The sequence below is a fragment of the Sphingomonas sanguinis genome, from assembly GCF_019297835.1.
In the GTDB taxonomy this organism is placed as follows: domain Bacteria; phylum Pseudomonadota; class Alphaproteobacteria; order Sphingomonadales; family Sphingomonadaceae; genus Sphingomonas; species Sphingomonas sanguinis_D.
Map to the genome: position 1 here is coordinate 4,221,901 of NZ_CP079203.1, position 22,379 is coordinate 4,244,279.

General features: G+C 61.2%; 13 protein-coding genes, 1 pseudogene and 1 other annotated feature. Of the genes and pseudogenes, 8 read left to right on the top strand and 6 right to left on the bottom strand.

What is annotated here, in order from left to right; all coding sequences use genetic code 11:
* Nucleotides 1-227 precede the first annotated feature (227 nt).
* Complete coding sequence (locus KV697_RS19420; protein ID WP_219019567.1) at nucleotides 228-6,623, top strand: hypothetical protein; 6,396 nt, start codon at nucleotides 228-230, stop codon at nucleotides 6,621-6,623.
* A 28-nt stretch (nucleotides 6,624-6,651) separates the two neighbouring features.
* Nucleotides 6,652-7,311 carry a hypothetical protein gene (locus KV697_RS19425; protein WP_219019568.1) on the top strand — a complete coding sequence of 220 codons (660 nt, stop codon included), beginning with the start codon at nucleotides 6,652-6,654 and terminating at the stop codon, nucleotides 7,309-7,311.
* Between the two features lie 278 nt (nucleotides 7,312-7,589).
* Here the strand turns inward: KV697_RS19425 and KV697_RS19430 are convergent, their stop codons facing one another.
* Nucleotides 7,590-12,173 carry a putative lipase gene (locus tag KV697_RS19430; RefSeq protein ID WP_219019569.1) on the bottom strand — a complete coding sequence of 1,528 codons (4,584 nt, stop codon included), beginning with the start codon at nucleotides 12,171-12,173 and terminating at the stop codon, nucleotides 7,590-7,592.
* A gap of 155 nt (nucleotides 12,174-12,328) precedes the next feature.
* Nucleotides 12,329-12,588, bottom strand: a pseudogene (locus KV697_RS19435) (transposase); the annotation flags it as partial.
* A 457-nt stretch (nucleotides 12,589-13,045) separates the two neighbouring features.
* Between KV697_RS19435 and KV697_RS19440 the strand changes: the two are divergent.
* Together KV697_RS19440 and KV697_RS19445 are read left to right on the top strand one after the other, a co-directional pair.
* A complete protein-coding gene (locus KV697_RS19440) occupies nucleotides 13,046-14,023 on the top strand; it encodes a glycerophosphodiester phosphodiesterase family protein (protein ID WP_219019570.1) in 978 nt (325 codons plus the stop codon).
* Nucleotides 14,024-14,178: 155 nt separating this feature from the next.
* Complete coding sequence (locus tag KV697_RS19445) at nucleotides 14,179-15,174, top strand: alpha/beta hydrolase (RefSeq protein ID WP_219019571.1); 996 nt, start codon at nucleotides 14,179-14,181, stop codon at nucleotides 15,172-15,174.
* A gap of 191 nt (nucleotides 15,175-15,365) precedes the next feature.
* Here KV697_RS19445 and KV697_RS19450 read toward each other — a convergent pair whose 3' ends face one another.
* From KV697_RS19450 to KV697_RS19460, 3 genes are all read right to left on the bottom strand, one after another.
* On the bottom strand, nucleotides 15,366-15,989 hold the full coding sequence (locus KV697_RS19450; protein WP_219019572.1) for a hypothetical protein: 624 nt from the start codon (nucleotides 15,987-15,989) through the stop codon (nucleotides 15,366-15,368).
* Between the two features lie 2 nt (nucleotides 15,990-15,991).
* Nucleotides 15,992-16,237 (bottom strand): DUF2188 domain-containing protein, encoded by a 246-nt coding sequence (locus KV697_RS19455; RefSeq protein ID WP_306822666.1) that lies wholly within the window; start codon nucleotides 16,235-16,237, stop codon nucleotides 15,992-15,994.
* A 386-nt stretch (nucleotides 16,238-16,623) separates the two neighbouring features.
* Nucleotides 16,624-17,679, bottom strand: coding sequence for a GDSL-type esterase/lipase family protein (locus KV697_RS19460; RefSeq protein ID WP_219019574.1), 1,056 nt, complete (start codon nucleotides 17,677-17,679; stop codon nucleotides 16,624-16,626).
* 348 nt (nucleotides 17,680-18,027) lie between these two features.
* Between KV697_RS19460 and lspA the strand changes: the two genes are divergently transcribed.
* From lspA to KV697_RS19475, 3 genes are all read left to right on the top strand, one after another.
* A complete protein-coding gene (lspA, locus tag KV697_RS19465; RefSeq protein ID WP_306822667.1) occupies nucleotides 18,028-18,507 on the top strand; it encodes a signal peptidase II in 480 nt (159 codons plus the stop codon).
* A 314-nt stretch (nucleotides 18,508-18,821) separates the two neighbouring features.
* The gene (locus KV697_RS19470; RefSeq protein WP_219019576.1) at nucleotides 18,822-19,193 is read left to right on the top strand and encodes a nuclear transport factor 2 family protein; all 372 of its coding nucleotides are present in this window, start codon (nucleotides 18,822-18,824) and stop codon (nucleotides 19,191-19,193) included.
* 281 nt (nucleotides 19,194-19,474) lie between these two features.
* Entirely contained in the window at nucleotides 19,475-19,999 is a 525-nt protein-coding gene (locus KV697_RS19475) for an AAA family ATPase (protein WP_219019577.1), read from the top strand.
* Nucleotides 20,000-20,479: 480 nt separating this feature from the next.
* Here KV697_RS19475 and KV697_RS19480 read toward each other — a convergent pair whose 3' ends face one another.
* On the bottom strand, nucleotides 20,480-20,881 hold the full coding sequence (locus KV697_RS19480) for a GNAT family N-acetyltransferase (RefSeq protein ID WP_219021524.1): 402 nt from the start codon (nucleotides 20,879-20,881) through the stop codon (nucleotides 20,480-20,482).
* 80 nt (nucleotides 20,882-20,961) lie between these two features.
* On the opposite strand from KV697_RS19480, the gene KV697_RS19485 reads away from it, so the two are divergent.
* A protein-coding gene (locus tag KV697_RS19485) for an IS3 family transposase (RefSeq protein WP_219018235.1) occupies nucleotides 20,962-22,193 on the top strand; the annotation gives its coding sequence in 2 pieces (ribosomal slippage) (nucleotides 20,962-21,253 and nucleotides 21,253-22,193; 1,233 coding nt in all).
* Nucleotides 21,246-21,362, top strand: a sequence feature (AL1L pseudoknot). (Overlaps the previous gene by 117 nt.)
* Nucleotides 22,194-22,379 lie beyond the last annotated feature (186 nt).

Sequence of the window (22,379 nt, forward strand, 5' to 3'; positions counted from 1 at the left end):
CGGTCTCTGGTTGCCGCTGGATGAGAGATTGGGGTCACGTCAGAGCGTCAATCATACGCCGCGAGCGTACCGTTGTAGTTGCCGAAAGGAACCTATAGAGAACGCTCTCCATCGTCGTTTGAGTAAGTGAGCCGTCCCAAAGATATTTTGGGATCAGCACTACTTTCGAAAGCGAGAACGGCAGGACGAATAGAACCGATCCGGATCAAACGGGCAGGATAGAACAGGTGAGCGATTTTACAGGCGCCCGGGGGTCCAATACCGGCGACGATTTCCATGAACTCTGGGCCGCACGGCATGCGATGCGGCTCCTAGATGACCGCGATCCGTTACAGGCAATGACGGTCGAGGGCATCGTCCCGACCGACGCGACCGGTGTGGTAGATTCGACTTGGGATGGTGTCGATTGCGCGCTCTACGAAGGTGGGCGCAGCGCGTCGGACGCCGATCGCATCGTAATCGAACAGCTCAAATATTCGGCGGCCAATCCTACGGCCAGCTGGACTGTCGCGCGGATTTGGCAAGGCGAAAAGCGCGAGGACAGCGTGCTCCATCGCTTGGCGAAAGCCTGGTCAGGAATCCGGAGTTTGAAGCCCAAGGGCCCGATCGAGGTATCGCTGGTCACCAACCAGCCCATTGCCGAGGCCTTGGCTGCCGCGACGGTGAAGGTCGCGACCGGCGATGTCGCGGTGCCTCGCGACCGTCCGAAGGGGCAGGCCACGGACGAAATCAAGCTGGCCTACGCTTCTGGCTTGGCCAAAAAAGATTTGCCGCTCTTCGCCGGCGCGCTCCGCTTCGACGGCAGCACGGGGTCTCGCTTCGCCATTGAGGACAAACTGCTCGGCGACATGGCCGGCTGGACCGATCTCGAGATGCAAACTGCGGTCGCCAAACTGCGGCAGTTCATCCGCCATCGCATGCGGCCGGAGTTCGCGGGGGAGGTGATCACCAAGGAGAAGATACTCATCGGGTTGGGCGTCGCGGACATCGGCGCGCTGTTTCCATGTCCCGCGGAACTAAAGTCGGTCGCGAACCGGGTGCCGCGGGCAAGCGTAGCCGACGCGGCCTCGAAACTTCTCGCCGGCGAGCAGCGCATCTGCCTTCACGGTGTCGGCGGAATCGGCAAGACGACTGCGCTCCAGCAGATCGAGGCGACCCTCCCGGATCATTCGGTCATGGTCACCTTCGATTGCTATGGTGGCGGCACCTATCTCGACGCGGCTGCGCTGCGGCATCGCCCGATCGACGCTTTTCTGCAGCTAAGCAACGAGCTTGCGACCCGGCTTCGATTGCCCATCCTACTCGGGCGGCATCAGTTCAGCGACCCGGCACGGCTGTTCTGGAATCGTCTTTGCCATGCCGCCAAGGCGCATGCGGCCGAATATCCTGATGGCCTAATCGTGATCGCAGTCGACGCGGCGGACAATTCCGTCACCGCCGCCGCCGCCCGCAAGCCGGCAGAACAGAGTTTCATTCGGGATTTTCTCGAACTGGGCGAGCTGCCAGCAAATGTGCGGTTCGTCGTCACCGCGCGCACCGGCCGGTTGCCGGAGATCGCTCTGCCTGGCAATTATGTGCCGATGGAGCTCCGGCCGTTCAGTCGTGCCGAGACCGAAGCCCATGTGCGTTCGGTCTGGAACGCGCCGGCCGAGTGGCTCGATCTTTTCCATGAGCTGACGCACGGCGTGCCGCGCGTCCAGGCCTATGCCTTGGACCTGGGCGTGGCTGCGCCAGAACTCGCCATCGACCGCCTCCTGCCCGGCGGCCGGTCGCTGGATCAGGTATTCCGCGAACAATTCCGGCTGGCGCTCGGCAAGAGCGGCAATCCGGCTGACGTCGCGAAATATTGTGCAGGACTGATTGCGCTTGCCCGCCCTGTACCGCTGACGGACTTGAGTGGCGTCCTCGATATCCCCGTCCCAGCGCTGATCGACATCTGTACCGACATGGCACCGGCGATCCGTTTGCGCGACGGCCAGGTCGGGTTTGCCGACGAGGACTTTGAGCATTTCGTGCGCAAAGAGGGCGCGTCGACACTTAACGAGATTACGCGCCGAACCGCCGAATGGCTATTCGCGCGGTGCAAGAGCGATGCCTATGCCGCGCAGCACGTCGCGGGCGCGCTCCTGTCTGCGGACCGCGGCGCCGATCTGCTGAACTTGGTCGAGGAAGAGCCGTCCCCGCCCGTGATCCTCGATCCCGTGGAGCGCCGCGAAGCCGAGCTTACCCGCCTGCGTCTTGCGATCCTCGCTTGTCGCAAGGCGGGCGATGCTGCGCGCGCGATGCGATTCGTGTTGATCGGCGGCGAGGGGTTGAAGACCGAGCGCGCACTCCGTGCGCTGCTCGCAAACAATCCTGATCTTGCCGTGCGCTTTGCGCCGGAGACAGCCGGGCGGCTGATCCTAACCGACCCTGAGCAGATCGCCTATCATGGCGCCTTTCTGATCCAGAAGCAGGTCGTCGATGCCATTGCGGGCGATCACGTCTCGCTCCGCGAAGGCAGGCGTCTGATCCGCGCATGGATGGCCGAGCGCCAGGACAGCACAGCCGAGCGCGACCGGCGCGACTGGCGAGTCGACGTTTCCGATGTCACGGCGAACATCGAGACCGTGCTACGCGCAAAGGGGCCAGCAGAGGCACTGGAAGCACTTGGCACCTGGCGACCGAGGCGGCTGCGGCTGAAGGTCGCAAGGCAGCTCGTGCCCCGCCTTCTTGCGCAGGGCGAGGGCGATCTCCTTCATCGGATTCTTGCAACCGGTGTACTGAAACTTTGGGAAGAGCCGTTCCTACTCGTGCCGATGACGATAGCTGGCGAGACTGTCGATCCGAGCCGCCTCGCGGCAGGAATCGCCGCTCTGCTGCGGCGTCGGCTCGACATAGGACGCTTCCTGTCGGCTCAGACATCGACGACGGATCTGCGTGGCTGGATTATCGATATCATCATGTCGGGGTGCGAGCTGCTGGCCACCGAGGCCGCGGCGAAGACCATGGTGGATGACTTTCTCGACGCCATTTTGCGGCCTGCCAACAGACGGATCGAGAATCAGTTCATCAGCGCGACCGCAAGTCTGGACTTGCTCTTTCGTGCGCATGCACTCCGTGCTGCCCGTGCTAAGGCGACGCCGGTATCGACCGACCTATATGTCCCGCGTCCCGAGCCGGAAACGAAGGAAGAGAAAGAGCGCCGTGCTTGGCGCGAGAACGATGCGGACCGCAAGCTCAACGAACTCACAAACGCGATCTTCCCGATCTACGCGGCCACTGCAACGGCGCTGGTCGTCGCTTCTGAACCGGCCGCCCTCGCGGAAATGCTGGAAGCGGCAGCCAGGAAGCGCGAAGACAATAGTTGGCGTCTGGCGCGCGATTTGAGCGGAAGCGCGCTCGCCCAGGCGGCGGCGCGCACCATGATGCTTCTGGCCGCGCGCGGCGCCGATTCCAACCTGCTGCTGTCCACGGCGCGGCGCGTGCATGGACGATGGGGAACCGGAGACCTTGCCCCCGATCTCGCATTCGGAGAGCGCATCGCGCTTCGCTCGGAACTGCACACCGACATGCTCGCCTATATCACCAAATCGGTCGTGGCCATTCGCGGACATCGTATCGGTGCGGACGAAAAATCAAAGGCGCTGCTCGCTTATGCGCGTCTGTTGGTGCCGATCAGTCCCGACGATGCCAGCGCGATCTTCCAGAGCGCAGTGGAGGCGGCGAGCCAATTGGATCGGGAGATCATTGGACAGCTGAAACTGCTGGCGGTGCTGTTCAAGCAGGGGTGCGCCGATGTGGCGGATCGACGTACAGCCGCACGCGAGCTCTCCGAAGTGCTGGCCGACGCCGCGATCCGCCTGGACGGAGAGGGAGAGCTTCCATGGGATTCCGTGATGGACGCCCTTGCCCAACTCGACCTTCCAGTCGCCCTGGCCAATGCCGCCAAATGGGAAGACGCAAACCTCGCAAGTTTTCGAGAGACGCTCGAGCCTGTCCTGAAATCAGGTTTGGCGACCGGCCTGGTTTCGCCGTCTGTCGCTATGGCACTCGCGCTGATGATGCAGGGCGATCACGGCGTCGTCGAAGCATCGTTGCATCATCTCCCCTCCGATGCCCCCCTTGCGTCGTTTCTGGAAGAAGCCGCCTGGGATGCGCTCATCCGGCACAATCACCGTGACAACGGTAAGCTAATCGCGCGTGTTGAAAAGGTGCAATCGCCGGGATTCATGGGGAATGCGCTGCTCCAACGCGGCGCGTTCCTCGCTAAGTTGCCGGAGGTAAAGCGGGGTCGCGCCTCCGGCGGATTGGGAGGTATCGACAGGACCTCCAAGGCGACAACGCCCCGGCCTAGCTGGGCGCGGGATGTCCTGCTCGACACCGAAAAGCTCGAACAAGAGATCAAAGCGGCGCTCAACGTCGCGCGTGCGAGCAAGAATTATATCTCTGCCTCCGAGGTTGTCGGATGGGCCGCTTGCAATGTTGACCTGCGGGATCGCACCGCTTTTCTGGACGCCCTGACCGGCGTGAAGATTGGCGTAGGCGGTGAAGTCGTCGAGCGGCTTTTGACCCTGTTGCCGCAATGGGATTCCCCGGCAATTCGGCATTGGGCATCGTCAAAACTTCCGGGCGTGATTACCCGCCGGCTCCCGGATTTCATTCGCTACATCGCGCACGGCGAGACGTCGCTCCCCACGGCGATCGAATGGACCGGGATGGCCTCCGCTTCGGTCGTCGATCTTATCCTCCGCGGGGTGGAAGTGCACGGGCAAGCATTCAGCGGTGACCAAGTCTTTGCCCTGGCAGTGTTGATTGCGGGCCATCTCGGATCGCAATCGGCGGCTGGCACGGCGACCTGGTATGCGCGAAGACTGGCAGACCGTATCGACCTCGAAGACCGCGACCAAATCTGGGCGTCGGAAGATGTGCCTGTTGGCATCCCCGAGGCCGTTGCCCGCTTCTTGTATGCATGCATGGGCGATTACGATGTCCGAGTCCGATGGCGTGCCGCACACGCGATGCGGCGTCTGGCGAGGCTCGGCGCAACCGCGGAGCTGCAAGCGCTGACTCGCGAGCATGGCCGCAAGACCGAGACCGTATTTCGTTCGCCCGCTCTCGATTTTTACTGGATCGCCGCGCGGATGTGGTTCGTCATCGCGTTCGATCGCATTGCGGGCGAGGTGCCGCAGGTCGCCACGCTCGCCGGCACGGAACTTCTGCGCACAGCATTGGATCAGGATTTCCCGCACATTCTCCTGACAAGCTTCGCGCGCGACGCTTGTCTCAAGCTGGCCGCGGCGAGCGTGCTTCCGCTTGATAAGGACACCCGGCACGCTCTCGAATGCGTGGGCAAATCGACCCTCGAACCGGTCGAACGTCCGGATTGGTCTGCACGCACGCGAAACCCCCTTTCGGTCGACAAGGAACGACGCTTCGATTTCGATCCGATGGACACCATACCCTATTGGTACGATCGCGTGCTCGATGCCTTTGCCGATGTTTCTCAGGCGCAGCTGCTTGCCGAAGCGGAAAACTGGATCATCGACCGCTGGGGCTATGACGGAAAAATCCGCTCCTATGAAGCCGAACGCCGCGGTCACCGGTTCTCGGAGCGGGAATGGTCGCTCGCCAGCAATGGGCATGGGGCGAACCCGACACTGGAAAGGCTCAACACGCATCTCGAGTGGCACGCCTTATGGTGCGCGGTCGGTCAATTGATGAAAACCGAGCCACTCGCGGCAATCCCCGATAGCGATTGGGATGCCATGGCTCGGAGGGTGTCGGGCGAAATGCTTACCCAGCCGCCGCACTGGGCCACGGACATTCGGCAACCCGTGCCGCTTTGCGAGGACTTCTGGCGCCAGCCCAGCGAGCCTCTGGGCACGTGGGTCGATCAAGTAACGGAAGCCAAGATGCGTAGTGAGCTAATGCCGGCGGATCGCCCGGAGTATCTGCTGGTTGCCGGCGGTTGGCGGATCGCCACCTACGAACGTTCCGAGACAGTTGCGTTTTCGAGCGCGCTTGTGGACCCGGAGCTCGCACCATCGCTGCTGCGCACGCTCCAGACGATGGAGAGTGCCTGGGACTATGGGCTCCCGCGAGACGGAGACGAGTCGGATCATGACGAGGCCGAACACGGCCCATACCAAATGATTCCATGGCTTCGCACGATCTCGGCGGTTGGCGATATCGATGAGCTCGATCCGCTGCGCGGGAATGCCAGCCTGATCGACTGGACGCCGGGCCGTCGCGTGTCCGGAGCGCACGGCCTGGCCCGAAACGATGAAGGCAGGATCTCTTGGTCCACGCCCGGCAAGCCGCCCATGTTCCTCTACGAGGTTTGGGGAGAGAATGAGCGCGACGAAGAACGCTATCAGGCGCAACAATTCGTGGCCGGCCGTCGGCTTTTGGTTGAGCGCGAGCAATTGCGGGAATTTCTGGCAGCCGAGGGTCTCGAGCTGGTGATCGAAGTGGAGATCAGACGTGAAGGACGTAACAGTCGACGAAGCTATGACGCGGAAGATCAAACCCCCGAGGCGGCGTACGACAGAGTCTACCGCTTCGACGGGGCTGGGAGATTCCACGTCGCCGAAGGATATATTGGGCGTTGGACGGGAGATCGTTCGGCAACTTCAGCTTGATGCCCGCGGCGAACTTCCGACACGATGGATGGCACATCATCTCGCCCAGTTGATCGAGATCGCCGAGCGAAGCGATGGGAACGAACGTAAGTCGGCGGAGGATCGCGCTGTCGACCTCATTCTAAAGCTCTGGACGAATCGCCGAGCTCTCCCAATCCCGGCTGACCCCTTGGCGGGATATGGCCCGGCCATCAAAGTTCTCGCCTCTATGGTGCCCGGTGGCGATCCCTGGCGGATATATGGCCGCAGGGAGACGAGTGACGATCTGCTGCGCGAGATGTACGCTGCGCTGGTACATCTGGTGATGAGCGGCCTGCTCCTAACCCGCGGCCCTGAGATCCGCGCGATCGACAATGCGGAATGGCAAGCGCTTACCGATGAAGAGCGAGAGCTTGTTGCCTTTTTTGAGCGCTGGCGGGCATTCTTTGCAACACCGGTGCCCAACAAGGCAGATTTGAAGAGTCTCTACGAAAAATTGATCAACGGTGACTTCGAGTCACTGAAAGACCAACCAGCACCGTCAGGGCAGAGTGAAGAAGTCTCGATTGATCTGGAAGGCGAGCGCCGCGCGATCTTGTCCCATGTCGAAGTTTTTCAGGAGCGCTTGGAGAAGCTGGTTGAAAAATGGCGCGAGACTCTGGCGGATGATATGGCGGGCGAAACTGATAATAGTGGGGACGATGCGTAGCGTTTTTCAAACGCAGGACGAACGGTTTCTGCTGTCGATTGATAGCCCCTAGGCGCCGCTGCACGCGGCTGTCGGCGTCATCGGGATTCGCATCCACACGTGGCCGCGCCGGTCGATGCATGCGAGCAGCAAGGTCCATGCGGCGTAAGTCTCGTTGTCCCCGGTAACCGTCCAGTACGTGTCCCACCAGTGCCGCGCGAACGCACCGCGCCTCTCTTCAGGTAGGAGCCATCGTCAACCGCGATACTGCGGAGGCCGTCCGCCTTGCACCGCCCCGCTCAGGCACCGTTGATGATGTTTCCGACCGTAGCGCCTGACACGTGCGTGTGCTTGAGAGTGACAGAGGCGTCGTTCCGTGCGGTCTTCATCGCATTCCCGAAGAAGTCGAGCCATTGCGCGCGCCAGCTCGCAGGAGAGACACGGTACGGCTTTTCTTGGAAGTAGAGCGAGTATCTGAGATCGCTCGTCCGATTGAAGAGCCAGAAAGCGCGATATGCCTCCTCCTCGGATGCCGCGCTTCGAAGATTTCGGTACCAATGGCTCGCGGCTTGAACGCGACTAAACCACGATCTCGCGCTCGAACGAACCTCTCCCAGCCAGCCGGAAGGAGCCGCGTCGGCGTCAAGGCCTTCCCAGAAGCTGATCGCGTCGTCGCTCGCGACGAGGAACCCGGCTGCGGTCAGCCCCCTGGCGCGCATGAGCGCCCGACCGCCCGTGAGGCTCGCGGCGATCCAGTTCAGCAGGAACTCGCGGTGTCCGTGCCGTTCCAGCCCGCGCACCGCGGTGAAGAGCCTTTCGTCATTGTTCGCGCGGCCAAGCATTTCGGCTCGAAGGTCGTCGAACAGGCGACCTGCCGGAAGGTCGCAGGGGAACTCCTCGATCGAGCCTACCCAGATGCTACCGCCGTCGCCGACGCATTCCCGCCAGATGGTCTTGACCAGCTCCGGTTCCCGCGTGGCGAGGGCCTTGATCAGCGCCCAGGCGGGACCTTCGCCGTGCTCCCAGCGGATGTTGTCGCGCATGGCCCGATCTTCCCACGCGGTTCGAAGGAGGCGGGTCATGGGGTCATGTTCGTCGGCTACGTATGCCGCAAAGGCCTCGTCGCGCTGGGCGAAGTAGCTGTAGCTTCCGCCGAACGATCGGGAGGTCCGAGGGGTAAGCAGCTTCGCCTCCGCCCAGGCGCGGATGCGTGGCGAGATCTCGGATTGAAGCTGGGGACGGTGCAGGTAGCTCTGGACGAGCGCTTCGGGGTGAAGGCGATGCAGCAGCGGCCGCAGCACGTCGTCGGACGTCTTGAGGAGCAGAGCGGACGTGTCGAAGCCGAGCGGATCTACACCGACGATCGATCCCGCCCCCGTGATCGTCAGGAGCTGCGCGGCCGCGCTCTCGCCATCGGAGTATGTCGCAGTCTGGAGAGTGATCAGACGGACGTCCTCATCCGGATGATCCAGGCCGGCGCGCCAGTCGCGCGCGCAGCTGACGCCGAACCGCATCACCAGCGTCTTCAAGAGCCTCAGCATCGGCGTCAGCTCGCCGGCGGGTGCCGAAAGGTCGACGCGGGCGACCAAATCCACGGCCTCGCTGCCGACCGGCTCGTTCAACAAGTATCGGTAGTCGCGCGGCCACGAACTACTCGGCGTACCCTCGAGCAGAGCGATCTGCTCGAATAAAGGGCGATGCGCGAGCCTCAAGGCGTTGGCCGCGTCCCGGCCGGCGCCGTCCGGTGCCGCTCGCCCGTCGACCAGCTCAGCGAGGGCGGCGCACTCATCCGGCGAGAGGAACGGTAGCGCGCCCAGCGCGTGACGACGAAAGTCCGCGTCGGCATAGGCGTCTTCGGCGCGCTCATGCTGCGATGCTCCGTGAGATGCGGGCATAGCGACCGGATTGCTAAGAAACTTGCGATAGAGAGCGACAAGCGTCTCCGGCTGCCAGCGGAGCACCACCGCCAACTTCGCTCCGCCGTGGTCGAAGAGACCCGGAAGGTCCGTCGACGACAAGCCTTCCACATGGACGCGCAGGGCTTCGGCGAGCGAAGGATCGAGCGTGATCGTCGGATCGGCTGCGAAGTCTGCAAGCACGTCGATCACCATGCCGGGGCGCGGAAGCGTAGAGGTCAGGCGCAGGACGTCCGTCCTTGGCATCCGCTCGACCCATGACCGGCCCACCCTTCCACGCTTAGGATCCAGCGTCTCGGCGCGTTCGGCGTCCTCGGGCTCGCCCGTGGCGCGCAGCAGGTGCGCCGCGGCGATTGAACCATGTCCGTGGATCGAGGAGAGGCGATCCGCTTCCGCTCGGACGGCGTTCAGGGTAGCCTCGTGGTCCAAATCGTTGTGCCGGAGGAGCGTAGCGATCTCCCAATCGTGTGAGACATGCCCTGCTGCGGCGTGGTTCTCCGCCCAGTCGGCAAAGGCGGGCACGAAGGCCAGTCGGGGCAGGAAGCCGATGACCTGCGCGGCGGTGCGGGCCGCCGCAGCCGGCCATGTGCCGGCAGGCTGACCAATGCGCGACGTCCAGCGGCCTGGTTCCGACAGCTCGAGGTCGGCCAGACGCTCACGCTGCGTCCGCCTGTCGCGATTGACGAGGGCATCGTAGCCCGGCTGGTCGCTTTCGTGATCCTCGGGGAGCGGAACCACCGAAAGCCATTCGCCCACCTTTCGTTCCACCCGCGGACGAAGCGACGGGTGATCCTCCCAGAGGCACGCGATTGCCCAGGGCAGCAGCCAGTTGAAGGCGCCGCGTGCGTGCCTAGCGCAATAGTCGAGGAAGAGCTCCGGCCGGAATACGTGAAGGCGTCGCCAGAAGTCCTGACCGGCACTGCCATGCGCCGGGCTGCGCTCCCAACGCTCCATGACTGCTTCGCACAAGTCGTCGCCGTTGCTCGGATCGACGATCAGGGCGGTGGCGCAGGTCCGCAGAACCTTCTCCACGAGATCGTCCGCGCCCCAAGGCTCCAGGAATCGGTCGATCTCCGGTAGCGCGGCTTCAGGTCCGCTCCCCCGTACGAGATCGGCCAGCGCGAACCCGACCGCGTCCGGCAGCGAACTGTCGCTTAAGACGAGCAGGTGAGCCGACGTTGGGTCTCTCTGAAGCCAATCGCCTGATATTAGATCGCTCAGTACGGTTCTCATCTGCCCGCGATCATAGCCGCTAATGTCGGCCGCGGCGTCGACGAGCGCACCCGGGGTGACGCGGTACGACTGCTGTGCCAGCGCCGCCGCCTGAGCTGCGGCGGCTTGTGTAATCACTAGCGCCTTGAAGCCGTCGGGAGTGAGGAGACCGCCCTTCACGACTTGTCGGTTTTGGAAGTCACGGAGCAGGAGCTGCTCTCGCGTGATCCTGGTCATGTCGCCGAGCTCCGCGGCGAGGCGCGTAAGATGGAAAGCCGTTCGTGGGTGCAGAGCGGCTTCCAGCACGTGCTCGGAGACGGCCGCGAGATCGACGTGACGGCTTCTCAGATACTCGTCCCGCTCGTCGGTGCTGAAGCGCGTCACCGATCCCTGCTCAGTCCCGACGGGCAAGACCTCGTCCAGACCTACCCTGTGGCGCCAGTCGTCCTCCCGGCAGGTCAGGACCAGCCGGAACAAGCCGGACCACTGCTCGGTCAGAAGCGGGGCGATCCAAGTGTCCCACCTGAATGGATCGACCTCGTCGAGCCCGTCCACGAGGATGAGCAGCCGCAGCCGCAACTCCGGAGCGGCGGTCGCCCAGCGCGCAAGCCGCTCAAGCCAAATCTTTCTCGTCCCTCCGCCACGCAGGCCTGCGTGCTCGCCCACGTCCGACAGCGCGGAAAGCACCGCCTCCAATCCGTCCTTGCTCCCGGCCGCATGCTGTGCGGTGAGGATCACCGGCAGAGGACCGTTCGACCTTGCGCTCAGTACCCGCAGAAGATCAAGCGCCCCCCACGTCTTCCCCATGCCCTCGCTACCCAGCTGGACGAGAACCTGCTGATCGCCATTCCACCAAGTCTCCCCAGCTTCGCGCAGCGAGAGGCGCGCTACAGGGGGCGCGGCGGCGAGAAGGGCCGGCGACGGCCCCGCGATCGAACGGGCTGCGGCTGGATCGACAAAGATCCTGCGCAGCTGCATCGAGGCGGCCTGCTGCGCCTCCACGAAGTCGGCATCGGAAGGAAGGCTGGTCGACTGCGCGAGCAGCACGAGCTCGCGTTGCTGCTCGCTTTCGAGCGACGTCGGCTTGGCGATGGAGCCATGGTCGGTGTTTGCGATGATGCGTGACTTGGCGAAGTACTTGGCAGCAGAATGTGGCGCCACGATCTGCCATCCGGACAACAAACCTCGCAGGAACATCGGGTGTTCCTCGACAAGCTCCTTGCCGAACAAGGGGAAGAGGTCCTTCTCCTTCATGTCGATGAAATCGGCGTCGAGCTCGTTCAGCCACTTGTTGTCTTGCGAGAAGCGAAGCCCTCGCAGCTGGACATGGTGGAAGAGGAAGGCACCCAGGCTCGCGTAGTGCGAGCCCAGCGACGGAGACGCCACAAGCAGCAGCCCGACCCGCGTTCGTTGCCGCTCGTACTCGCGCTGCTCCCTCACCAGATGGTGCCGTACGACGATCCCGCCTTGGCTGTGACATACGAAGACGATTTCGCTCAGATCGACAAGCCCGTCCGACCGCATGAGAGCCGTCAGCGACTTGGCCGCGTCCCCCGCGCCGTACAGCCTCGAACTCGTGGTAGTCTGGTAGTCGAACAGGTAGATCCCATAACCGTCGAGTTGCGGATCTGCGAATACCAGCTCGGGCCAGCTTGTGTCCGCGCTCGACCACGCGGAGTGGTTGTTCGACCAGAGACCATGCACGAAGATGATAGCGCGGCCGGCGGTCGGCTCACGAAGCCAGGTACCCTGCATGCCATCTCCGTTACCAAACGTTTTGAGGGACTAGCCGGAGTCCGTCCGCTTAGACAATGGCGTCGTGCTCCGGATCAGGTGCAGTTCATCCTGCTCACTGGACAGAGCATGCCGCGTGACGCGCTCCCCAAAGCTCTACCAGTCAGGCGTCAAAGCTTTGTTGACAGGACGTCCTGAAGGATGTGCTTGTCCAAGCTCAGATCCGCGACCGGCTGCTTCAGCTTCCGGTTCTCGTCCTCGAGCTGCTTCACCCGCCACAGCTCACCGACACCAGCCCGCCGTACACCTTCTTCCAGCGATAGAAGGTCTGCTCCGATACGCCCATACGGCGGATGACCTCCGCCACCGGCGTGCCCGTTTCCGCCTGCTTCAGCGCGCAGGCGATCTGCTCTTCCGTATACCTCGACTTCTTCATGTCCTGGCTCCTTGCCCGAGGCTTCAAAGGCCGGAAAACTCTCACTCAACATGGATGAAAAGCAGGGGGAACGTCACGAGCGAACATGAATGAATGTCCGAAGTTGGGGAGCGCAAAAAGACCGCTGAATGTCGTGTTGTGGGTCACCGCGATCGCAAAGCTGCAATGCACCTGAACACCACTGTCTAATGGTTGGGAAAGAGGGCACGGTACACAGCAATAGATAGCCGTATATGCAACAGAGCGGTTAAAAGGCAGGAGATCGGTTGTGAGCGCCGGCAATCGCATTATTACCGGTAGTTCTTGCCGATTAGGCATCCTCCTGTTCGCTAGCGATCCACTGGGGTACGCCGCTTGAATGAATGACGACGTTCACGCCCTATGAACCACCGCGTTGAACAATGGGGGACTCATGAAATGTCGATATTTGGCGGCTATAGGCGCAGGTGTGATCTTGGTGCCCCTGTATCTGGCGAACGCTTCTTGGCTGGCAAAGCTACCGACAGGGCGGCCGATACTAATTGCTCAACGCGGCGTACATCAGCTTTTCGAGGGGAGCTCGGATAATCCCCAGGATTGCAAGGCCAGGCATATTCTGCCGCCACGCCATCGCCTGATCGAGAACACGTTACCCTCGATCCGCGCCGCCATCGATGCCGGCGCGGATGTCGTCGAGGTCGATGTCAGGGAGGCGGCCGATGGAGAGTTTGTCCTCTTCCATGATTTCGGCCTGGAATGCCGGACGGACGGAGCAGGTGCGGTCAATCGGACGACCTTCGCGGACATGAAGTCCCTGGATGTCGGCTATGGCTACACGGCGGACGGCGGCAAGACCTACCCGCTCCGGGGTCAGGGGCGGGGGCTGATGACCACGCTGGACGAAGCGTTGCGCGCCTTTCCGAAGCAGCGCTTCCTCGTCCAGTTGAAGGACGGCGCGTCGTCGGGCACGAACCTTATCCTGTACATCGACAAGCGGCATCCCGAGGCTTGGGGCCGCATCGCCCTGTTCGGCGACACGCCTGCCACGGAGGCAGCCAAGAGACTTCGACCGCAACTGCCGGTGGTCCATGACAGACGCGGCGCGAAATGCACGCTCACCTATGCTGCACTGGGCTGGACAGGTTACGTTCCAAAGGCGTGTAGAGACGGGACGGTTCTCGCCGCGATGAACATGCGGGGGTTGGCCTGGGGCTGGCCCAACCGCTTTCTTGCGCGCATGGCCAACGCCAGTACCGATGTCATGCTGGTCGGGTCGGTGTCCGGCCTGGGTTCCAATGACTTCACGCGGCTGGACACGGTCGACGAACTTGCCAAGGTACCGGACGGCTTCGGCGGCCTGATCTGGACTGACCGCGTCGAGGTCATCGGACCGGCCATTCGCAAACGGTGGCCGCGTCGATCCGGCGGTTCGAAGGCTCCGCAATATTGGCCATGAGATAAACTATGGCCTGCCGGGATTTAATATCCTTTGTCGGCTCGAACAGGCCGAACATATACTTCCGCCGGCGCCGACAAGACATGTAGCCATGAGGTTTCTGCGCCCATCCCGTGCAGAGGCCGTTTCCATTCACCATGATGAGGAGATCGCGCGTGACCCGATCGAAGATGGTATGGCTTTTTGCGGTAACGGCGGCTCTTTGCGCTTGCGGTGGTTCGACGGCCGCCGAGCAAGGCAAGCCTGCTTCTCCCCCTGACGATACGCTCGAGAAGGTCGAGATCTGGCGAGCGCCCACAGGATCGCGCCAGATGAATATCTGGCCGGGCGCTGCGCCCGACGGGACGTTCAGGCCGCAGTCCGGCGAAACGGTCAGGACGTATCGGGACCCCGGCGTGGCAAGCGGCCGGTCACAGGTGGTCATGAACGTCGCGGTTCCGACGATGACCATCATGCCCGCGAAAGAGCCGAGAACGAAGACAGCGGTTATCGTCTTTCCAGGGGGCGGCTTCCAGAAGGTGTTCGTCGGGCTGGAAGGCACGGAAATTTGCGATTGGCTGGTAGCCCGGGGCGTCACCTGCATCGTCTCGAAATACCGTACGCCGGGCGGCAACGACTTTTGGGACCCGGTGACGCAGCGCCAGATTACGCCGAAAATTCCACGCGCTCTGCAGGATGCCCAGCGTACCATAAGGTTGGTACGGTCCAAGGCGGCTGAGCTCGGCATCGATGCCAACCGTATCGGTGTTCTGGGCATGTCGGCCGGCGGCTATCTGGTAGCGCAGACCAGCAACATCCTCGCGCCGACCTATCGCCCCGTCGATGCGATCGACACGATCAGTAGCCGTCCGGACTTCGGCATCGCGCTCTATCCCGGCCATATCTGCAGGGACGACGGTTCATTCGATCCGAAGCTGCCCGTAACGAAAGCCGCGCCCCCGCAATTCATCGTTCAAGCCTGGAACGACGAGACGGACCCCGTCTGCAACAGCCTGATGTATGCCTCCGCACTCGACAAGGCGGGCGTCCCCACCGAATTGCATCTGTTCGCGCATGGCGGCCACGCCTTCGCGCTCCGCCACCCGAACGAGCCTGTCGGCAAGTGGCCGGAGCTGGTTGAACTGTGGCTCAGGCAAATCAACATGCTGTGATTTTAGGACTGGCGCCCGCATCAGCTTGCTCGACCTGCGGAGGCGCCTTGATTGGGGTACCGCCAAACTCGGGTATGAACGAATGGCCGAAAGTCGGACGCAGTCAAGGTAGGTCGAGTGGCCGGAATTGGGTCGTGGTGGCTGCGGCGGCGAGTGAGCCAGGAACAAGCTAAACCGTAGGTTGAACGACCTCAGACAGGGCGGCCTGCGTCGACCCATTCGCGCATCGCTTCAACCATCTGCACGGTTGGATAAGCCTTGATGTCATCTTCTGAAGCGCCGAGCGCTAGTTCGCGCTCCCAATACCATTCTTGGAAGGCAGCGTAATTTCCGAGGATGCGGGATGCACCAACGGCAACTGCTCCGGCCTGCCGCACAAGCCATGTCCGGACGCTTCGAACGGCTTCGATGTAGTCGCCGCCATGCGGGTGGATGTCCCATCCGGCGATGTCGGAAAGGCCCTTTTGATAATCGTAACGGGTCGCCTCCAGAATAAGGATGGCTTTACCGGTAAGCTGACCTCCACCGAACTTCCGGCATCCGTGATCAATGCCGAGTTCGAATGGCATATTTAGCCGCGCGTACTCGTCGACCTTGGTCGATTTACAGCGGCTCAGATCATGGATGCCGTACTTCGAGCCACGGACGAGTTCTAAGATGCGATCTAGCCGGTTAGCGGCATTGTCCGCGTTCTCAGGGGCGAGACGGGGATAGAAACCCAAATCGGTTATGCAGAAGGCAATCGCCTGCAGGATTGGAGCGAAATCGTCGTCGAAGGGGCAATTTACAAAGACCGACCGGTCAAAAGGCGGCACGATCAGCCCTTAGGCGGACGGGGATCGTTTCCATAGGAATTGCGCTCGCGGATTCGTCCGTCACGGCCGTGAATGTATAGTTCGGTCTTCTGGTTGCGTGCAATCTGCGTAGCTGCTGCGATCGCTTCGGCTTGCGTCGTGTGAACGCTCGACGCGCGCGACGCGCCCGCCTTCTTTACTCCCCAACCACCCGCGTTTGGGACGACGTGTTGACCCTTAGCCATGACCCTCGATTCTCCTTGTATCATATATAAGCGAAGCACGGCCTTTCCGCTAGCATCCCTCCCGACACCGCAAGCTGAACGGGCGTCCGAAGCTGGGGACGGGAAGAGGTGCCTTAAGCGTCTGCAACTGGGTCTTTCGTAGCGGCTGAGCCACCGATGGCGGTGTGGTCGACCTTAGCCGCCCACCGTGCCGATCGCGCTTCCGAAACGCCCCGCTTGGGGCGGTTGCGGCATTCCCATTTCTCCGTCCTCACAGGGCAGTTTTGGGAAAATGCATTCGGGAACAGATTTCGGGAAAGTGGAGCCCGAAGGCGTCCGTCAGCACGACCGGCGCGGCAGGGTTCCCGTCACGGGTTCCCAAACGGGAATGCCCTTATTCAGCCGGATGACTTGTAGGGCTGTCTGCTACGTCAATGAAAGTTGGAAGTTCTCCACAATTCTGGCCGATCATTCAACCATGCGGTCATCCACTGTGCTAGACGCCGATGATCGTTGCGGCTTCCGTGATAATCACACGCAGAGTTTTCCGGCTCAAAATCAGGCAATATTGGGAAGTCGATGTGCGTTGCGCCAGCGTTGATCGCTGCGGAGCGGATGTCAGCCTGCGCGCTGGCGCTGAATTGCTTCGTCGTTATATCGGTAATTTTGTCTAAATTTGGCCACGGGAGTATAAAGGTCGTCCTAGGGGAGCGCCGATGGATTGTATCAATGAGATGTCGGTAGGCCTGAACGTAGTCCGCAACCAAGGCAGCCCGATCCGGCCAATGCTCGCCCGGACGTAGTTCAGTCCCAAAGTCATTGAAGAGCATGATAACCACGACTTGGGGACGCCATGAAGGGTCGAGCCATTCTTGCGGGGCATTTGGCAGCGTGCGGGGATAAAGCGCCGACATGACCCGCTTCGGCGTAACGCCGCTGAAATCGCGCACTAGACCGATGCCGGATATGGCATTCACCTGATAATCTGCGTCAATCGAATGCGCGACGATCGAAGGCCAAGCCGCCGAACTATCTGAACGTAACCGAACTTCCTCTTTCGTGCAGGCACGCGTATCGGATCGGACACCATACCCAGTCATTCCCGAGTCCCCGATGAACTCGATCTGTCGGGGGCGTGGATTGGGCGGTGGTAGAGCCGTTTCATTGCGCGGGATAAAGAATCCGTTGAATGCGCGCACAAAATCGACGCTTTCCGTCAATTTATCGAGACGCACATGGTGGCGTCCCGGCCCCAGCCCTTTGACTAGAAGCTCCACCCGGCCGGGCTGCGGGATCGATCGAAATGCGGTGCCATCAATCGTCAGCCGATACTCATTTTTGTCATCGTCGAATTTTAGCAACAATTTATCGCCGACGAAGGCCGCCTCCCAATATACAGCAGGCCACTGGTGATAATATGCCCATGAATCCTTTGGGGTGGGAAACTCCTGTGGCGAGGTAGCAACCCGGCCACCTATATGCGGCAACAGAGGGCGGGCATCCTTTCTGATGCTACGGCTATTCGCGTCGATAGTCAGGCTGGCCCCTGCTGGGTCCGAGGCCGCTAGCAAAACCCAAACCATAAATGCCAACACTGTTACTGCCTCAGTACGTGACGCTGGCCCCTTTTTGGCGTCAGATAGGCTTTCACGCCATTCCCAATTCTCGATCCCATGCGAGACGGTGCCGGCCGTCTCGTTGGTCGTTCGTTTTGGGGTGGATGACGGCCCGTTGAGCTTGAGCTATGACGCCATACCTTTTTCGTAAAAGCGCACACGCGGCTGCTGGGTGAACAAATGAATACGGGGCGGGCTGTCAGCACACGTTTTGTAGGAATGTCCGTTGCGGTAGCGGCATTCCTCCTTGACCAAATTTCAAAGTGGCTAGTAACGTATCCTGCCGCGCTTCGTTCGCGCGAAGTCATCGATCTTATCCCATTCTTTAGCCTACGATGGGCCGAGAACTACGGCGTTTCGTTAAGCTATCTTCAAGCTGATAGCGACCTTGCACGCTGGGCGCTTGTTGCGTTCACAAGCGTTATTGCGGGTGGCGTCGCCATATGGCTCTTGATGAACTGCGATCCAATCAATGGGGTCGGCTTAGGTCTAATTCTTGGCGGCGCCCTCGGTAACATAGCAGATCGAACCCGCCTCGGTCATGTTGTTGACTTTCTTGATCTTCACTTCGGTGGGTGGCGACCGTTCGCGATTTTCAACGTAGCGGACTGTATGATCTCAATCGGCGTCATTGTTCTGCTGCTAAGTTCATGGGCGTCTAGGGAGAAGCACTCTCGTTCGAACCCGCTGCCGAATTAGGCGGACAGGCAATTCCCGATATTCGATCCCAATGGGAAAGCCTCTCCGGTCTCGATCGCCGTTCCCAATCGGGAAGGGCAGTCGGTTACGTTGCCGGCTCGACAATCTCATAAAGACAGGCATACTGCTCGCATGACCTTCGTTGTTCACATCGCGGTAGCGACCAGCGGACGATTTAATAACCCGGCCTGATACGTCAGGTCGGGTCCGTCCGAGTGAACCGATGCCGACAGGCATTGTCAGTTTGAAGCGGGAGCTGCCTTGCCAAACGTAATGGCGACAGGCTCCGCGCTCCTGGAAGAAGGGCGATAGCTGTGACGCTACCTGCAATCATCCAACGCTACATCGATGCGTACAATCGTAAGGACGCAGCCGCGCTGGTGGCATGTGTCGGCGACGATGTTGTGTTCGAAAACGTATCAAACTCGGGACAAAGCATGAAGATCAAGGGTCGGGCAGCCTTCGCCGAACTTGCGGAACAAGCGGCCACGATGTTCGCGACCCGCCATCAGACCATCACCAACGCAGTTGTTGATGGTGATCGTGTCGCAATGGAGGTGGATTGGACCGGCACCCCGGCTGTCGATCTTGACTCTATGAAGGCCGGTGAACCGGTCGCCATGCGAGGTGCATCATTCATGACGATCAGGGAAGGCTTGCTGACGCGGATCGTGGATTTGAGCTGATTTGTGCGACAATCGACGATGTGGGGGGGGCTTTGGCCCTTCCCATTTCCCGATCCCAATGGGAAAGCCTCGCCGGTCTCGATCGCCGTTCCCAATCGGGAGCCGCAACATGGTGGGGGCGACCAGCGACCTCGGATGCCGTTCCACGCTGGACTACCGCCATAAGGACTGGCATCTTCATGCAATGCCTTTCGTGATTCACATCGCCATTGCGAACAGCGGACGAATTAACCACCCGGCTTGATGCGTCGGGCCGGGTCTATCCGCTTGTGAATTTAATGATGCTGCATGCATCCGCGAAGGTTTTTGGAAATATGTCTTGGGAACAACCAACCCTGCACCTTGTGTGCGGTAAAATCGCTGCTGGGAAATCCACGCTTACGAGTGCCTTGGGGGAGCAGGCCCATACGGTCGTTGTGAAGGAAGATCACTGGTTGGCTCGCTTGTACCCCGACGAGCAAAATAGCCTCGCTGATTATGTTCGCAACGCGACACGTCTGCGAGAAGCAATGAGCGCGCATCTTGTTGACCTACTACGGTCAGGTCTTTCGGTTGTCTTGGACTTCCCCGCTAACACACCTGCAAGCCGGGCGTGGATGCAATCCTTGTTTGAAGATGCGGGGTGCCGGCATCAACTCCACTATCTCGACGTGCCCGATGAAGTCTGCAAATCCCGGCTAAGTCAGCGAAATAGCGACGGTACGCACGAATTTACCGTGAGCGATGACGACTTCGCCTTATTCACTAAGCATTTCGTCCCGCCAGCGCCCGAGGAAGGATTCGACGTAGTTCTGCATCAGTCCTAACGACATATCCTCTCCCGTTGTACGCCAAGCGTACAACGGGAGAGGATCAGAATTGCCCGCCTTCCCATTTCACCATCCTTTTCGGGACAGCTCACGACCGCCTGGCCCGCGCTGATGCTGGCTGCAAGACTCCCGCTCCGAACATGAACGAACGTCTGAAGTTGGGAAGCGATGAAGACGGCGCGAATGACCGGATGTGGGTCTTCACAGCGGTTGAGCGAGTGATCGCGACATGGACGATCTTGGTCGCTCACCGCGTCGATTGCGTTCTCGAAACGCACTGCTTGGGATGGGGAGCGGCTTTCCCGTTACTCCGCCTTCGCCCTATAGTTTCGGGAAAATGCATTCGAATAGATTTCGGGAAAGTGGGCCCCGCAGGCGGCCGTCAGCCCGATCGGCGCTGCGGGATTCCCGTCACGGGTTCCCAGTCGAGAGTGACGATCGGCATGGCATCACCATAGGATGTGTCCAGTTGGCGCTTTATGCCGTCATAACGCTTTCCCGTCCCAAGGTCTTCGAAAAGCAGACTGCCTCAGGCCGTCCAACATATTTGCCAAAGTTGGGAATGCGATGGTAGCCGTTCCTCTCGTAGAACTTAACGGCGCGGCTGTTTACCAATCGTGTTTCCAGCCACAACTCGCGATAGCCATCGGCTTCTGCTCTCCTTTCAAGATCGTTTAGAATAGCTGATCCCACCCCTTTACTTGCCGGAATGGCGAACATCCGCTTTAACTCCGCCACGCCCTTCTGAAGCGGTCGATATGCCCCGCACCCCAGAGCGTTACCCTGTGCGTCATACGCCAGTACAAACGAGGCCCCGGCTCCCTCTACATCGTAGGGGTCGAATGACGATCTCCCGCTATCTCCGGTTATACCAGCCAGCGTGACCGAAAGTTGATCGAGTAGCTGTAGTGAACCGCGCCGGGTTTGTCGGAGGCTCCAACTCCTGAGAGGAAGGGGCTATGACGAGCAAGACCACGAACAAGTTTTCGCCTGAGGTGCGCGCGCGCGCCGTGCGGATGGTGCTGGATCACGAGAAGGATCACCCGTCGCGCTGGGCAACGGTGGTGTCGATTGCAGCGAAGATTGGCTGTGCCGGCCAAACTCTGCACGAGTGGGTGAAGAAGGCCGAGGTCGATAGCGGCACGCGTGTCGGCGTGCCGAGCGATGTTGCCGACCGGATGAAGGCGTTGGAACGCGAGAACCGGGAGCTGCGCCAGGCCAACGAGATACTCAGGAAAGCGTCGGCGTATTTTGCGATGGCGGAGCTCGACCGCCGAGCGAGGTGATGGTGTCGTTCATCGACGCGCATCGTGAGGTGTACGGGGTCGAGCCGATCTGCCGGGTTCTGCCGATCGCCCCATCCACCTACCATGCGCATGCAGCCAGAAGGATTGAGCCGACCAGGAGGTCGGCTCGGGCTCGGCGTGATGATGCGCTCGGGCTGGAGGTGCGCCGCGTGTTCGAGGAGAACTTCCGCGTCTACGGCGTGCGCAAGGTCTGGCGCCAGCTGCGGCGGGAGGGGTTCGACATCGCCCGCTGCACCGTTGCCCGCCTGATGCGGACGATGGGCTTGGCCGGCGTGATCCGCGGCAAGCCGGTGCGCACCACTGTCAGCGACAGGACGGCGTCATGCCCGCTCGACCGGGTAAACCGGCAATTCCGTGCGCCGGCGCCGAACATGCTCTGGGTGTCGGACTTCACCTACGTCGCGACCTGGGCAGGCTTTGTCTACGTCGCCTTCGTCATTGACACCTATGCCCGCCGGATCGTCGGCTGGCGCGCCAGCCAGAGCGCGCATGCCGGCTTCGTCCTTGATGCGCTTGAGCAGGCACTGCACGACCGTCGGCCACTTCGGGGTGGCGGCCTCGTCCACCACTCCGACCGCGGCAGCCAGTATGTGTCCATCAAGTACACCGAGCGCCTCACCGAAGCGGGCATCGAGCCGTCGGTCGGAAGCGTCGGAGACAGCTACGACAACGCTTTGGCCGAGACCATCAACGGCCTCTACAAGGCCGAGGTGATCCACAAGCGCGGACCCTGGCGCAGCTTCGAGGCCGTCGAATACGCCACGCTGGAATGGGTCGACTGGTTCAACCATCGCCGGCTGCTAGAACCCATCGGCAACATCCCGCCTGCCGAAGCCGAAGAGCAATTCTATGCTGCCGCCAACATCATCGATATGGCAGCGTGACTCACATCCAATGGCCTCCGGCAAACCCGGAGCGGTTCAGTAGCGCCATCGGATCAGAGGGGTGGACCGGCTCAACGCGCATTCGCAAAAGCTCCTTTGCAACATCAGAATGCTGCGCCAGCCGACAGGCGGCGCCCACATATTCCATTGCCTCTGCATTTTCGAAAAACCATCCCAAACGAGACG

Excerpts from the sequence above, each read along its gene's own strand:
- KV697_RS19475 (WP_219019577.1), top strand. The coding sequence starts at position 19,475 with ATGCTGCATGCATCCGCGAAGGTTTTTGGAAATATGTCTTGGGAACAA.
- KV697_RS19455 (WP_306822666.1), bottom strand. The coding sequence starts at position 16,237 with ATGATACAAGGAGAATCGAGGGTCATGGCTAAGGGTCAACACGTCGTC.
- lspA (WP_306822667.1), top strand. The coding sequence starts at position 18,028 with ATGTCCGTTGCGGTAGCGGCATTCCTCCTTGACCAAATTTCAAAGTGG.
- KV697_RS19425 (WP_219019568.1), top strand. The coding sequence starts at position 6,652 with ATGGCACATCATCTCGCCCAGTTGATCGAGATCGCCGAGCGAAGCGAT.
- KV697_RS19430 (WP_219019569.1), bottom strand. The coding sequence starts at position 12,173 with ATGCAGGGTACCTGGCTTCGTGAGCCGACCGCCGGCCGCGCTATCATC.